Origin of the sequence: Vibrio sp. V39_P1S14PM300 (genome assembly GCF_009904765.1) — a bacterium.
Taxonomy (GTDB): domain Bacteria; phylum Pseudomonadota; class Gammaproteobacteria; order Enterobacterales; family Vibrionaceae; genus Vibrio; species Vibrio proteolyticus.
On sequence record NZ_WXWP01000255.1, the window covers coordinates 1 to 15265 of the forward strand.

Consider the following 15265-nt stretch of genomic DNA (forward strand, 5'->3'; position numbering starts at 1 on the left):
CTCGCCCACTTATCTGCATAAAATTTAGATAAAACTTGCTATTCATCTCAAATATTGAATAACTATTCTCATTTGCATTGAGATCTACGCTATTGCACCTTGGGCCAAGTACGCATAGTCACGCATTTTCCACAACCGGCACCAAAACACATAAAATTTCAATAACAATCAAAAAAACACACCATAGAAAAATATACACCAACAAAAAACACAAACTTTAGATAAAAGCTTCAATTAATCAACTTGCATCTTCCCGTTAAGCTTGTCATAAATACGGGCTGGAATAAGAGTAAGGATACAAAATGAGTAAGTTGTACGTTGGATCTGAAGTCGGTCAACTGCGCCGAGTGCTGCTGAATCGCCCAGAACGCGCCCTCACCCACTTAACACCATCAAACTGCCATGAGCTGTTGTTTGATGATGTACTGGCGGTCGAAGCGGCAGGCAAAGAGCATGATGCCTTCGCCGACACCTTACGCGCTCAGGACGTGGAAGTTCTGCTGCTGCACGATCTGTTGGTGGAAACACTGGCCATCGCAGAAGCCAAACAGTGGCTGCTCGACACCCAGATTTCTGATTTCCGTTACGGCCCAACCTTTGCCAGCGAACTGCGTCGTTATCTGTCAGAAATGGATAATGAGCATCTGGCCACCGTCTTACTGGGTGGTCTGGCGTATTCTGAACTTAAGCTGGATTCCGCCTCAATGCTGCCTCGCATGCACCGTCCACTGGATTTCGTCATTGAACCGCTACCCAATCATCTGTTTACCCGTGATACATCTTGCTGGGTCTACGGTGGCGTGTCACTCAATCCAATGATGAAACCGGCTCGTCAACGTGAAACCAACCATTTGCGGGCGATCTACCGCTGGCACCCGGTCTTTGCCGGCCAGGATTTCATTAAGTACTTCGGTGATGAAGATTTGCATTACGACAACGCCAACATTGAAGGCGGCGACGTACTGGTAATTGGTAATGGAGCTGTCTTGATTGGTATTTCCGAGCGCACCACTCCGCAAGGGGTTGAGAACCTGGCGGCCAACCTATTCCGTCATGGACAAGCCAAAGAAGTGATCGCAGTGGAACTGCCAAAACACCGTTCGTGCATGCACCTGGATACCGTAATGACCCACATGGACATTGATACGTTCTCGGTGTATCCGGAAATCATGCGCAAAGATCTCGCGACCTGGCGTCTGACGCCTAAAGACGATGGCACCATCCAGGCGCAGAGCGCACCGAGCTATGTGCACGCAATCGAAGAGGCGCTGGGACTGGATTACCTCAAAATCATCACCACCGGCGGTGACAATTACGAAGCGGAACGTGAGCAATGGAATGACGCCAACAACGTACTCACCGTCAAACCGGGTGTGGTAATTGGCTACGAGCGCAATGTCTACACCAACGAGAAGTATGATAAAGCCGGCATTCAGGTTCTGACCATCCCGGGCAACGAGCTGGGCCGTGGCCGTGGTGGTGCGCGTTGTATGAGCTGCCCTATCGAGCGGGACGACATCTGATTCCTGACAGGCTCTGAACGAAAAAAAGCTGCGCTCTGCGCAGCTTTTTTGTTATTCCGTTCCGCCGACGGTCAGCGAATCGAGTTTCAGCGTCGGTTGTCCAACCCCCACAGGCACACTCTGCCCGGCTTTGCCGCAAACACCCACGCCCCGATCAATGCTGAGATCGTTGCCCACCATCGATACCTGCTGCATCGCTTCAATGCCCGAGCCAATTAACGTCGCGCCTTTCACCGGACGGGTAATTTTTCCGTCTTCAATCAAATACGCTTCAGAGGCAGAGAAAACAAATTTACCAGACGTGATGTCCACCTGGCCCCCACCAAAATTCGGCGCATACAGGCCTTTTTTCACCGTCGAGATGATCTCTTCCGGCGTGTGCTGACCTGGCAGCATGTAGGTATTGGTCATGCGCGGCATCGGCAGGTGAGCATAAGACTCACGACGGCCATTACCCGTCGGTGCGACACCCATCAGGCGCGCATTCAGTTTGTCCTGCATGTACCCTTTGAGCACCCCGTTTTCAATCAGCGTGTTGTACTGGCCGTTGACTCCTTCATCATCGATGTTGAGTGAGCCTCGCAGATCCGTCAAAGTGCCATCATCCACAATGGTACACAGATCTGAGGTGACTTTCTGGCCCATCTTGCCGGAAAAGACCGACGATTCCTTGCGGTTAAAGTCCCCTTCCAGGCCGTGTCCGACAGCTTCGTGCAGCAGTACTCCCGGCCAACCAGAACCCAATACAACTGGCATCGCCCCCGCAGGCGCGGCGTCGGCTTCCAGATTCACCAGCGCCATTCGGATCGCTTCGTCTGCGTACTGGTACGCAATCTGACTGCCGTTGAGATCCGAGAGGAAATAATTGTAATCGAAGCGACCACCACCACCGGCGCTGCCGCGCTCACGACGATCGCCTTTTTGTGCCAGCACGCTGATCGATAAACGCACCAGCGGACGGATATCGCCAGCATAGGTTCCGTCGGTTGCAGCCACCAGCACCTGTTCATGGACACCACTGAGGCTGACTGACACTTCTTTAATTAACGGTTCTTTGGTCCGGATGTACGCATCCAGCGCTTTCAGAAGTTGAGTTTTCTGTTGTTTCTCCCAACATTCTAACGGGTTAACAGCCGCGTACACCTGTTGGTTATCATGACGGCGAAACGCCTGCAATTGACCATTCTGACCTTGTTGTGCAATCCCCCGGGCGGCCTGGGCACTTTGTTTTAACCCTTCAAGTTGAATCTGATCAGAGTAGGCAAAGCCGGTTTTCTCGCCGGAGACAGCGCGGACACCAACGCCACAATCAATATTGAATGAACCATCTTTGATGATGCTGTCTTCCAGTACCAGAGACTCGTGCCAGCTGGATTGAAAATAGATGTCAGCGTAGTCTACAGCGCGGGTCGTGATGCTTGCCAGAGTCGCGGCAACGTCCTGCTCTGTCAGACCGGCCGGTTTCAGGAGTGCATCTTCAATGCGGTTAATCGTCATATTCTGCTCTTATTTAGGTTGAAACTGATTGGCGAAACGGCGATGTTGCTGAACCGGCATGGCGGTTCGAAGCTTATCGACCTGCGCCAGGTCGATGTCGGCGATGCCTGTGCCTGCCTGCCGGCCAAGATCGGTGACTTTCTCACCCCAGGGTGTAATCACCATTGAATGTCCCCAGGTTTCTCTGCCACCCTGATGGGTGCCTGTCTGATTAACGGCGACCACCCAGCACTGCGTCTCAATCGCTCGGGCACGCAACAGCGTTTCCCAATGCGCCTCACCGGTGACCGCGGTAAACGCCGCTGGAACAAGCAGGATCTGAGCACCCAAATCCACCAGCTCCGCATACAAATGGGGGAAACGCACATCATAACAGATTGACAGACCAAGTTTGCCAAAAGGTGTCGAGGTGGTACTCACCTGATTACCCGGTATAAAGGTTTCCGACTCCCGATAATGTTGGTGGCCATCGGCGACATCGACATCAAACATATGCAGTTTATCATAGTACGCTACGGGTTCCCCGAGCGAATTGATCACCACACACGTGGTGCTGACGCCCTCCGCCCGGCGCACTGGCATACTGCCAACCACGATCCAGATGGCATGCTGGCGCGCCAGAGCCGCCATCGCCCCGAATAGTGGCCCGTCACCAAGTGGATAGGCGTGACGGTGATAATCGGCTCGCGAGCCAAACACCAGCGCATTCTCTGGCAATACCACCCATTGGACGCCTTGCGCCACCAATCCGGGCAGCTGCGCCGCCACAAAGTCAATATTTTGCTCAGGGTCCGCACCTGAGGTCATCTGGATCAATCCGACGCGCTCCATGCGTCCTCCTTACTCTTTACTTTTAAGCCGCAGTGATTCCGGCAGTTTAAACTCACCTTTACTGCGCGACAGTTCTTTCACCGTCGGCGAGTCCAGCGGCCCTTTCACTTCATAATCTACCTGAGTAAAGACTTCCACAACAGGGGAAAGCACCGTGGTTATGGCCAACACATACAACGCCGTCTGCGGTGTCACTGCAAACGCGGTTAATACCGGTATGCCGGAGGTAATATCCGGCGTGAAGTTAACTTCGGCATCCACCATCCGGGTATTAAGGTTGGCCATGCCTTTGATCTTCATCTCGCCCGCCACCGCGTCCATCTTAATGTCATTAGTGACAAAAATGCCGTTGCGGATCTCACCGCTGCCGGAAATCGAGTTGAACGCCATGCCTTTGTCAAACACGTCGGAAAAATCGAGTTGCATCTTGCGAATGATCGAATCCAGACTGAACAGACCGAGCAGACGCGCCGCGCCGCTGACATCCGACACCATGCCTTTGCCCAGTTTGGTTTTGATGTTGCCTTTGAGCGTATCAACCCTCATCGACCAGGGCGCGCCATCCCAGTCGATATTACCGGACAGCTCAAACGGAGCCTGTTGGATGCCGGAGCTGATGCCGAAACGCTCCATCAACTCTGAGTTATTCTGCCCTTGCATATCAAGGTTGAAATTGGTGTGGCTACTGGTATCGGTCAGTGACCAGGCGCCTTGGATCGCCACTTTGTTGTTGCCACTTTGCAGCGTCAGTTGTTTCCACTCCAGTTGATCGCCAGTGCGCTGCAAATCCATCGTCAACTTGCCCACCTTGTAGCCCTGCAACCAGAAATCGTCGATATTCAGAGTCAGGTTGGGCATCAGATCGTGAAACTCGCGATCAAAGTCAGAGATCAGTGATGCCCCCTCTTCCTGACCCCGGAACAGGCTGGTTTCTGACTTCTGCTTGTTCTCCAGCTCAGGAATGTACACATGCAGGCGTTCCAGAGCCACACTCAGATCGTAGGGCTGCAGGTAGCTGGCTTCGCCTTTGGCTTCCTGACTGTCCAGCGACATATACCAGGTGAGGTTCTTCTTACGAGCATCAAAGTTAACGTCGTGCCAGTCGATCCCGCCCAGCGTCAGCTCCGCAACGTTGACATCAACCCGTTCAGGCAATGGTATTTCCACAGCCTCTGCCTTCTGCTGCTGTGACGACGCCGTTTGAGCGTCAGACGAATGACCCAGTAGGGCCAGCCACTCATCCAGGTTCAACTTATCGGTACGCACTTGCGCCTGATGCCCCACCACCGGGCTGATCTTAAAACTGCCACTGCCCAGCACCAGGTTGGTGGCTTGCAACACCGGCTTATCTTTGCTGATGTCGATTTCCGCCTGATATTTGGCCGACGGCAGCGACAACCGGGCGGTGACTGATTGTTGATTACCTGATGCCTGCAAACGCGCTTTGCCCGCAGTGCCTGCGTCTCGATTGAGTGGATAGGGGTAACGGCTGCTCAGTTGACGTAAATCCGCCTGCGTATCAATTTGATAAGTGAAGCCGACATCATTGAGCTGAATATTGAGATCCATCGTCCACGGCGCATGTCCCGTCAGTGGCTGCGTCCAGCGAGATCCCAGATAAGGGCTGAGTGGCTTGATCTTCCAATCGCCCAATACATCGATATTCACGTCATATCCGTTCGCCGCACTTTCACCTTTGAAGTCAATAGAGACGGGCTGCTTGAGCAAGCCAGCGGCCAGCCCCGCGGCCTGGACCACGTCGTTGTCAAAGCGGATCCGACCCGAAACTTTTTCCAGCGTCATCGCCGGTGCATCGATTTCCACATGATTGTCTGTCAGATCAGCCCAGCCCCAGGCGCGCGGCTCTTTATCGCCGTCAAATGGAATATTGAGCTGAAACGCAGATTTGACCTCACCATCCACCTGCACTGCAGTCAGTGCTGCGCCCACCGAGTCCACCAGCGGCGTGGCGGTCATGTAATCGCGTAAATCGTTCCCTTGCGCCGTGGCACTGGCTTCAATCTCAATGTGCCCCCCTTCCGCCAGTTCGGGAATGCGGCCAGTGATCCGCTGCGCTTTCACGTTCATCAGCGTGGCGTCATGCGAATCGAGGTACATGGCATCGTTGTGGAACAACAGATCCAGTTGCAGGTCGGTGATTGGCGGCCAGGCCGTATCAAAACTGAACTTGGCGTGCTTCAGACCCACCCACGCCTGAAAGACACCATTATGCTCATGATAGGGGAAATCATTGAGTGCGCCGTACCATACCAGCTTGGCGGTATCGACCTGACCGGCCTGTATTGCGGTCGAGAGATAATCGGTCAGCGTGCGTCCTAACGCCAGCGTGGGCAAATAACGCCAGGTCTGACCGGCGTTGTACAGATCCGCTTCAGCGTAGAAAGACAAAAACGGACTCTGATCCTCAGGAAAATCAAGACGAAACGCCCCCAATACCTGTAAATCCGGGGTTGCGACCGTGACTTTATCAGCCCACAACGACCAGCCGCTGGTCTGCTTTTGCCAGACGAGGTTTACTGCGCCTTGCTTAATATTGAGCGGAGCCTGGAAGACCTCGCCATACGGCAACACATCATCAATTAATGATAATCGGGCGTGCGCCTGGCGGGCATTCCCAGTCAGAGTGGCCGACAGGTGATGCAGTTCAGGCAGCAGTTGCCATTGTGCCAGCGATCCGTCACTCAAACGCGCCGAGTATTGCAAAGAATCGCGGTCTTTCCCCATGGCGATGCGCAAGTCTTCAACCAGTCCCCCCGGCTGGAGCTGATCAATCAACAGCGAGGTTTGGTCAGAGTCAGGTGCCAACTTCACCAGCGGAGCGATCGCAGCCAGATCCAGTTGCGAGACGTTCAGACGCCATTTGTCCGGTTGCCAGTTAAACGCCACATCCAATTCCGGCCATGCTTTGTCATCGGTGCGCACTCGAAGTGAATGCCCGCTTACTTGCCAGCCTTTTTGCGAAGGAACCAATTGGAATATGCCGGATTCGAGCATCAGGTCATGACGCGTTCCTTCCCGCCAGCTGATGTCTGACGGCTTTAACTCAACATACGCATCCTGCGGATGACTGTGCTCAAGCGTTACCCAACTGTTGAAGCTGATTTGACCATTGTCAATGCCCGTCTGTGTCTGCAGATAGGTGGTCAGCCACGGCGTAATGCGCAGATTCTCGGCCCCGACATAAAACTCACCGGACACATCCTGCAACGAGCCATGGTCAATAAAATCGGCGTTCACCGACAGCGAGTTGATGTGTTTTTCCGCAATGCTGACCACCCCTTCAGCGCGATGGCGGCGGCCACTGTTCTTCCAGCGCAGCTTCTCAATATCGAGCTGGCGCTCTTCGCCGGCCACAGAGCGGTACTGAATCGCGGAATGGAGCAGGGAAAAGTCATCCAACTGGCGCAAGAACAAGTTATCCAGACGTTGCAGTACCCGGTTGTCTTTGCTGTCAGTGGCATCAGATTGACGCTGAGAGAACAGATCGACGCGGCGCAAATCCAGTTTCAGCTGGTAGGTCGTCAGTTCAGCGATCACTGGCTGCATCTGCATCAGCGACTGGATCAGATCAAACTCAATTTCAATTTTGTCAGCCGAAAAACCGACGGTTGAGCCCTCTGGCTGCTCTGCCTTCAAGCCCTGAAGGGAAATGGATGGGTGTGTGTTACGCCAGAATCCACTGACATTATCAATATGAAATTCAAGCCCGGTGGCTTCATTGACCATGTTCTGAATCTGAACTTGATAGCGGTTGAGCTCAGGTAACATGATCCGCAAAGCGGTCACAGCCACGGCAAGCGTCACCAGTAAAGTGACGACTAACCAAAGAAGAAAACGCGATAAGCGGGTAACACCAGGGTTCACACAATTTCCATCACATCATAACCACATCAAACTGTTCCTGACTGTAAAGTGGCTCCGCCTGGATACGCACTTCCTTGCCAATAAACACTTCCAGTTCCGCCAGCGCATGAGATTCGTCGCCCTGCAACGTGTCCGCGACGGCCGGTGAGGCGTACACCACAAACTTGTCGGCATCGTAAGCACGATTGACCCGGGTGATTTCACGCAGGACTTCATAGCACACAGTTTCCACGGTTTTAACGCTGCCACGCCCCTCACAAGTTGGACAAGTAGAACACAGCACATGTTCAATACTTTCGCGGGTACGTTTACGGGTCATTTCAACCAGGCCAAGCTGGGTAAAGCCGTTGATGTTGGTTTTCACCCGATCTTTACTCAAGGCGGCTTCCAGTGAGGTAAGTACCCGCTTACGGTGCTCATCCGATGCCATATCGATAAAATCGATGATGATGATGCCACCCAGGTTACGCAAACGCAGTTGACGCGCGATCGCCTGCGTCGCCTCGACATTGGTATTGAAGATGGTTTCTTCTAGATTCCGCCGCCCGACAAACGCACCGGTGTTGATGTCGACCGTGGTCATGGCTTCGGTTTGATCAATGATCAGATAACCACCGGATTTGAGTTCCACCTTCCGCTCCAGCGAACGTTGGATCTCATTCTCGGTGTCGTACATATCGAAAATCGGCTTGTCGCCTTCGTACAATTCCAGCTTATCGGTCAGCTCAGGGACGTATTCGGAGGTGAATTCTTGTAGGTTTTCATACTCCGTACGTGAGTCGACCAGAATTTTTGTCAGGTCTGTACCGACAAAGTCGCGCAGGATACGCTGAGACAATCCAAGCTCACCATATAATGTCGAACGGGTTTTGTATTTAGAGCGGCGCTCCATCACTTTCGACCACAGGCGTTTCAGAAACGCCGCGTCCTGAGAGAGCTCTTTATCAAATGCGCCTTCTGCCGCAGTGCGGATGATAAAACCGCCGTGCTCATCGCAGTAGTTCATCACCACTTTCTTCAGGCGCTCGCGCTCTTCTTCGCTTTCAATTCGCTGCGAGACACCAACATGGCTGGCGCCTGGCATGAAGACCAGATAACGGGAAGGCAGAGTGATGTCCGTGGTCAACCGTGCCCCTTTGGTACCGAGCGGATCTTTGACCACCTGGACCACGATATCCTGTCCCTGACGAACCAGTTCGGAGATATCGCGGACCTGAAATTGCTGCTTTTCGTTTTCAGCCACGCATTCGGTGTGAGGGACAATATCAGAGGCGTGAAGAAACGCCGCTTTGTCTAAACCGATATCCACAAAAGCGGCCTGCATACCCGGCAGAACCCGGCTCACTTTCCCTTTGTAGATGTTGCCAACAATGCCTCGTTTTGCTTCACGTTCAATATGGATTTCCTGAAGGACGCCGCCTTCAATCATGGCCACACGAGTTTCACTCGGGGTCACGTTAATCAGCAGTTCTGCACTCATGAGAGCACCTCAATTTTTAATTTATAAGAATTCGCGCAGAAGCTGGTCAGTTTCAAATAGAGGTAAACCCACAACAGCGTAAAAGCTGCCCTCAATTCTGGTTACAAATTTTCCACCCAGTCCTTGTATGCCGTAACTGCCAGCTTTATCGCATGGCTCACCCGTTTGCCAGTATTGTTCAATTTCTTTTTCAGACAAGGGTTTGAACCACACATCGGTCGTCACAACGACCGATTTATGCATCTGTTTATTGGCCACGGTGACCGCGGTCATCACCTGGTGGCGTGTATCGGATAACCCCAGCAACATACGCTTGGCATCGGCCAGGTCGAGCGGTTTTTCCAGCACCTCATCGCCCTGAACGACGATGGTGTCGGAGCCAATCACCACCGGGGCTGCCATCACAGCCCCTGCCAGCGTCACTCCCGCCAGCGCTTTGTCTTGCGACAAGCGGCGCACGTAATCCAGTGGCGCTTCGCCGGGCTGCCGCTGCTCTTCCACATCCGTGGTCATTACCTGGAACTGATAGCCAAGCTGAGCCAGCAGTTCTTTACGCCGCGGAGAGCCGGACGCTAATACTATATTCATTATCTTACATGCCAGTGACGTCGAATGCGACGCAGCAACAGGAATAACCACGGCCAAAGAATGCAGTTAACCAGCCCGCTCCACAGCGACATAGTGTTAAACGTGATGTCTCGGATCAGGTATTCACCACCGAAAATCAGTACATCCAGTAACATCGACAGCAAAGCAATCACCAATGCTTGCTGCCACAGTGCCATGTTACGCAGCACCAGAAAGTTTAATGCCACCAGATAGACCACAATCGACATCATCATGCCGCGAATGCCCAGCGTTGAGCCCAGCAGCACGTCCCACAACAGCCCCAGAATCAGCGCAGTACCGACATTGACCCGATGTGGCAGTGCCAGCACCCAATAGCAGGTCACCAGCAGCAACCAGGACGGTCGAACCAAATCCAGCACGCCCGGCCAGGGAATGGTCTGCAGCACCAACGCGATCAGAAAGGTCAGCCAGATTGCCAGGCGGCTGCTTAACGTATTATTGCCCATCTTGCGCCTCCGGCTGAGCTTGTGGCGGCTCATTGCTGGTTGTCAGACCGGCCGCTTCAGGTTTCGAGCCATTGGGCCATATCAGCAGTAGGTATCGCAAACGTTCGAAATCCACCACCGGATCCGCCTCAATGGACGCAAACTCGCGCTGAGTGTCTCGCTCGACCTTCGAAACATGCGCCACCGGATAACCTTCCGGGTACACGCCGCCCAGTCCAGAGCTCACCAATAGGTCGCCCTGTTGAATGTCAGTGCTGGTTGGAATATGTTCAAGCTGAATCTGGTCAATTTTCCCATTACCGGATGCGATCACCCGGATATCATTGCGTATCACTTGCACAGGAATGGCACTGTTGCTGTCAGTCAACAGCAGTACCCGACTATTGTGCGCCGACACAAATGTTACCTGACCCACAATGCCTTTTTCATTGATCACTGGCTGCCCAACGTATACGCCATCAATCTGACCTTTGTCGATCACCACCTGATGACGATATGGGGAGGTATCCACCGCCATCACTTCCGTCACCACTTTTCTCTCATCACGGACAAACGACGAGCCCAGCAGTTTACGAAAACGCTGGTTTTCTTCCCGGTACTGGTCCAACAGGATCAGCTCACTTTTGAGGCGCAGCACTTCCTGTTTCAGTCCACGATTGGATTCCATCAATTCCTGACGGGAGTTGAGTCGCTCATAAAAATCGTCAAACATCACCCGGGGAAGATCGGCCGCGTACTGGATTGGCGCGACCAGGCTGTTGAGCAAAAAGCGTACGTTGGCGAAAGCACCTAAACGACTATCAGCCAGCATAAGGCTGGCTGATACGATGACCGCAAGAAACAGGCGAAGTTGCAGGGAAGGTCCTCTGCCAAAAATCGGCTTCATCTATAGAGATCCCCTATTCCGGTTTCAGGATCCGGCGCTCGGTCAGCCCGGATCGACATCGTTATTATTCTTCGCTAAAGAGATCGCCACCGTGCATGTCGATCATTTCCAGCGCTTTACCACCGCCACGAGCCACACAAGTGAGGGGATCTTCAGCAATAACAACCGGAATACCTGTTTCTTCCGTCAGCAGACGGTCGATGTCTTTCAGCAAAGCACCACCACCGGTCAGTACCATGCCGTTTTCTGAAATGTCGGACGCCAGTTCAGGCGGACACTGTTCCAGCGCAACCATCACCGCGGAGACGATGCCCGTCAGAGGCTCTTGCAACGCTTCCAGAATTTCGTTTGAGTTGAGGCTGAAACTGCGTGGCACACCTTCTGCTAGGTTACGGCCGCGCACTTCAATTTCCTGAACTTCATCACCCGGGTATGCCGAGCCGATTTCATGTTTGATCTTTTCTGCGGTCGCTTCACCAATCAGACTACCGTAGTTACGGCGAACATAATTGATGATAGCTTCATCAAAACGGTCACCACCGATACGCACTGAGGAGGAATACACCACACCGTTCAGCGAGATCACCGCCACTTCCGTCGTACCGCCACCGATATCGACCACCATAGAACCGGTCGGTTCTGAAACACGCAGGCCAGCACCGATCGCGGCCGCCATTGGCTCATCGATTAAGTACACTTCACGTGCACCAGCGCCCAGTGCCGATTCACGAATCGCACGGCGCTCTACCTGAGTGGAGCCACAAGGCACGCACACCAGTACGCGCGGGCTTGGTTTCAAAATGCTGTTGTCATGCACCTGTTTAATGAAGTGTTGCAGCATTTTTTCCGTAACATAAAAGTCGGCGATCACACCGTCTTTCATTGGACGAATAGCAGAAATATTACCCGGCGTACGGCCCAGCATCTGCTTGGCGGCATGACCAACTGCGGCTACACTTTTTCCCGTCCGGTTACGGTCCTGACGGATGGCGACTACTGATGGTTCGTCCAGAACAATGCCCTGTCCTTTAACATAAATAAGAGTGTTGGCAGTACCTAAATCAATCGATAGGTCATTTGAAAACATGCCACGAAGTTTTTTGAACATATTTCTTCGCTCGTCCTGCAAGAATTAGAAGATGAAAATTGCACTAAATGTACCAATGCCTCGCCATCACAGCAAGGCATTGAAGCGGAAACATGGGCTGAAACACTCAATTTCTAACAGATTCCTAACCTAATCGGAAAAATCTGCCTTGATCGCGTAGCAATCCGCTGCGCCGGGTGTGACGCAGGCAACGCATACGCTTATGACCGGCGGTGAATATCATCGCGCTCGGAAAGATGACTATCAGGCGGCCTTATGAATCAGCACTGCTCAGCATTCGAGGTGATAATTTGAGGTGGTTCGCCCGCACTTGAGGGCTGCACGTAGCGCACGACACAGGCTTTTTCGCTATCGTCACGAAATCCATAGCTAATCGATGTGGCCGACGTCGACACCACCCGCCAGGTAGCGGTGTCGCTCAGACCCGCCACCGCGTGACCAATTCCGGCTGACGTGGCTGCCGGATAACCAAACACCATCTCGACCACTTGCGAGCCCGAATTCAGGCTCATAGTGACTGCAGATCGCGTTGCCTGCGGAGTCTGTTCAGCCTGTGCATGCACAACGCCGGCTGCGTTTTGCATAGCACTTTTGAGTCCCTCTAATGCCGACATTCGAGCCTCAGAATGAAGATTCAAAAAGCGCGGGGCGGCGATCACCGTCAGAATTCCCAGGATCATCAGCATCACCGTCAGTTTTATCAGGCTAAATCCCAAGTGTTGATTCATTGGCACGTTTCCTCGGCTCGCAGTTGATAATCCGCTGACTGTCGGTGGCGAACACACGAACCACGTTGACGCCACCTCAGAAGGCATGCCCGCACCCTAACAAAAAATCGCGGAGCATCATACCGCTCGAGGCTGATTGTTATGAGCAGCGTTCCACGCTCGCAGCTGGAAACGCACTGCTATTCGAAACCCAGAGTGACAACCCGCACAGTATAAGGCACCACTGATGCGGCTATTTGCGCCGCCAGCGGTTTCGTCTACCGGGCTGGACTTTCGCGCTACTGGTGTCACGCCGTGTGACCGGGGTTGGGCTGATTTCAGGCAACATGGGCGTTTCCGCCGCCAGATAACGCCCCTGCAACCCATCCACCCCAAGGCTGATAAGCACATCCTGCTCTTCCCTGCTGTCGACGCCTACCGCGATAACCTGAGTTTTCAGTCCTTTACAGGCGCCAATCAGGCTGCGGACAAATAACTGATTTTCATGGCGTTGATCGATCTGTTTGATCAAACTGCGATGCAGCTTAAGGAAGTCCACTTTAAGATCTTTCAGATAATAGGTACTGACGATCGAGCGCCCGGCCTGACCGACACACACTTTGCAACCGATACCAGCGATCATTCGGATCACCGGGCGCATGTAATCAAGATGTTTGACCAGACGGGCCTCCGAAAACTCAAACGTCAGCATGCCACGCAGATCCATTGGCAACTGCAGCAGCTCATCGCGGAACCATTTAAAGTAAGATTTATCCGCAAATGGCTGGACATACAGATTCACCGATAGCGGCTTACGCTGTGGCGACTGTTTGATATGGCGGATCACAGAGATCAATACCGTTTTATCCATCATGGTTTCATAACCCACCGATTCGATCGCAGCATTAAATCGGGACGCTTTCAGGATCCCGCGCTCCGGATCATCAATGCGGGCAAACAGCTCATGGTGTTCTAACTGTAACTCTTTGTGTGACGTTAACAGGTAGCACGGCTGCTGATAGATTTGCAGCTTACTGGGAGTCAGCACTTGATCAAACAAGGTCCGCCAACGGACACTGCCACGTTCCAGATTGGCGTTGGCGCTTTTCTGAAAACGACTCCAGGTGTTGATTCGTTGCAGCTGCGCACTTTTCAGCGCCGTTTCGGCTTCATCAAGAATGCGCCCTCTGCGCTCCCCTTCCTGATACATACTGACCCCGATGTGGCACCAGTCCTCAGCGTCAATCGGAGGCGGAGGTGTGATCTTTTCCAGTTGTTTAAGGCAGTTAGAGGCAATGGTAGCGACTTCTTTCGCGCCCTGATGTGGAATAAAAATAGCGAAGTCGGCATCGTAATAACGCGACAGAATCACGTCCGGGTAACGCTGCAGAACATTCGACAACCCCTCACCGACATCGACAATGAAATCATCGGCGGCTTTCTTACCGTTTTCCTCGCACAAGGAATCCCAGTCGTTGATGCGCAATAGCATCACCCCGCCGTAGGCTCCGCTTTCGGACAGAGTTGACTCGAGTTTACTGTCAAACAACACCCGGTTCGCGGTACCGGTCAGTTGATCGAGAAACGTCTGTGAACGAATAAACGTATCAAAGCGGCTGCGCTCTTGCCGCGCGTCCTGCAATTCTTCGATCAGCATATCCAAGGCTTCACTGGCGGTGTATGGCCATTCGCGCTCATCGCCTTTGGCGTGCTCTTCGACCCGACCAGCCAGGATCATCCGCCCACGCTCTTCCAGCAGCTCAGAGCCGTATAACTGCTCCTTCAGCCACTTAACGCCTCGCATCAGACAGAAAATCACCAAAGCCACCGCGAGTGTAATAGACCACAATGCCTCGAGTGAGTAACTGTAACCCAAATACGGGGGCAGCGCTTTAAATGCGATCTGATAGCCACTGTTGCGCTCCAAAGCAAACGACTTTTCGTACAACAACTGCTCATCAATGCGTGAGGAGGTATCTTTGAAGCGATAAACTACACCGACAGGGGAAGAGAGCTGCATTTCGATGATGTTCGAAGCTTGCAGCATTTTAGGCATCCAGCGCTGCATTGAATACGCGGCGTCCGGATCTTCCATCTCTTTATCGACCACTTCAACAATGCCCTGCAGGTAGTGATCCAGATATTCCTGCCCGACACGCTTGAACGACAGCGTTCCACCGATGAATAAAATGAACATAGCACTGATCACTATCACGGTGACGAAAGCCACCAAGCGCGTGCTCAGTTTTAAGGTAGGCGTGTACCTCATGTG

11 protein-coding genes are annotated in these 15265 nt (G+C 53.0%); 1 reads left to right on the forward strand and 10 read right to left on the reverse strand.

Annotated elements, in window-relative coordinates:
* The first annotated feature begins 302 nt into the window (after positions 1–302).
* The gene (gene arcA, locus CAG65_RS12845) at positions 303–1523 is read left to right on the forward strand and encodes an arginine deiminase (protein WP_021706864.1); all 1221 of its coding nucleotides are present in this window, start codon (positions 303–305) and stop codon (positions 1521–1523) included.
* A 51-nt stretch (positions 1524–1574) separates the two neighbouring features.
* On the opposite strand, the gene tldD is transcribed toward arcA, so the two are convergent.
* The 10 genes from tldD to csrD form a co-directional block, all read right to left on the reverse strand.
* Positions 1575–3020: a metalloprotease TldD gene (gene tldD / locus CAG65_RS12850; RefSeq protein ID WP_021706865.1), complete on the reverse strand. Its 1446-nt coding sequence runs from the start codon at positions 3018–3020 to the stop codon at positions 1575–1577.
* Between the two features lie 9 nt (positions 3021–3029).
* Entirely contained in the window at positions 3030–3851 is an 822-nt protein-coding gene (locus CAG65_RS12855; protein ID WP_161453911.1) for a carbon-nitrogen hydrolase family protein, read from the reverse strand.
* A gap of 9 nt (positions 3852–3860) precedes the next feature.
* Positions 3861–7736 carry a YhdP family protein gene (locus tag CAG65_RS12860; protein ID WP_161453913.1) on the reverse strand — a complete coding sequence of 1292 codons (3876 nt, stop codon included), beginning with the start codon at positions 7734–7736 and terminating at the stop codon, positions 3861–3863.
* Positions 7737–7746: 10 nt separating this feature from the next.
* Positions 7747–9216, reverse strand: a complete 1470-nt coding sequence (rng, locus tag CAG65_RS12865) for a ribonuclease G (RefSeq protein WP_161453915.1) — start codon at positions 9214–9216, stop codon at positions 7747–7749.
* 21 nt (positions 9217–9237) lie between these two features.
* The gene (locus tag CAG65_RS12870) at positions 9238–9804 is read right to left on the reverse strand and encodes a Maf family protein (protein ID WP_021706869.1); all 567 of its coding nucleotides are present in this window, start codon (positions 9802–9804) and stop codon (positions 9238–9240) included.
* A complete protein-coding gene (gene mreD / locus CAG65_RS12875; RefSeq protein ID WP_021706870.1) occupies positions 9804–10292 on the reverse strand; it encodes a rod shape-determining protein MreD in 489 nt (162 codons plus the stop codon). The genes CAG65_RS12870 and mreD overlap by 1 nt, the downstream gene beginning before the upstream one ends.
* Complete coding sequence (mreC, locus tag CAG65_RS12880) at positions 10282–11178, reverse strand: rod shape-determining protein MreC (RefSeq protein WP_021706871.1); 897 nt, start codon at positions 11176–11178, stop codon at positions 10282–10284. Before mreC ends, mreD begins: the two co-directional genes overlap by 11 nt.
* A 64-nt stretch (positions 11179–11242) precedes the next feature.
* Positions 11243–12286 (reverse strand): rod shape-determining protein, encoded by a 1044-nt coding sequence (locus CAG65_RS12885; protein ID WP_021706872.1) that lies wholly within the window; start codon positions 12284–12286, stop codon positions 11243–11245.
* A gap of 260 nt (positions 12287–12546) precedes the next feature.
* A complete protein-coding gene (locus CAG65_RS12890) occupies positions 12547–13014 on the reverse strand; it encodes a type II secretion system protein (RefSeq protein ID WP_021706873.1) in 468 nt (155 codons plus the stop codon).
* Positions 13015–13246: 232 nt separating this feature from the next.
* On the reverse strand, positions 13247–15262 hold the full coding sequence (gene csrD, locus CAG65_RS12895; protein WP_161453917.1) for an RNase E specificity factor CsrD: 2016 nt from the start codon (positions 15260–15262) through the stop codon (positions 13247–13249).
* Positions 15263–15265: the final 3 nt, after the last annotated feature.